This is a genomic window from Rhodococcus sp. CX, assembly GCF_015865005.1.
GTDB lineage: Bacteria > Actinomycetota > Actinomycetes > Mycobacteriales > Mycobacteriaceae > Rhodococcus.
In genome coordinates this window covers 30,185-30,465 of sequence record NZ_JADZGH010000227.1, presented here as the reverse complement: position 1 = coordinate 30,465, position 281 = coordinate 30,185, and the positions used below count along the sequence as shown (strand labels likewise).

Annotated in this window: 1 protein-coding gene; it reads right to left on the bottom strand. The window is 66.9% G+C overall.

Translation table 11 applies throughout. From position 1 onward, the window contains the following. A partial coding sequence (locus tag I0Q12_RS25425; RefSeq protein ID WP_231611428.1) for a transposase occupies window positions 1–281 on the bottom strand: 281 nt, incomplete at both ends.

Below are 281 nucleotides of genomic sequence, written 5' to 3'. Positions count from 1 at the left end.
TTGTGGACCGCAGCATGGAAACTCCACTCACCGCGGGCCCGGGCCAGTCCGCGCCCGGTGAACCTTCGAAACTTCAGATTGTGTTTGGCATGCCCGAACGGGGTCTCCGCAATATGAGAACGCTTGCGGTAGGTCGCGATTCCCTCCTCGGTGCGCAACCGGTGGGCCATCGCCTCCACCGGTGAAGTCTCGGCCGGCGGCGGTCCCGACACCGGTGTGTGCCGGGCCGCGTGTTCGAGATGACGGCTCTTGCCGCGGGCGATCAACCGGTCCGGTCCCGC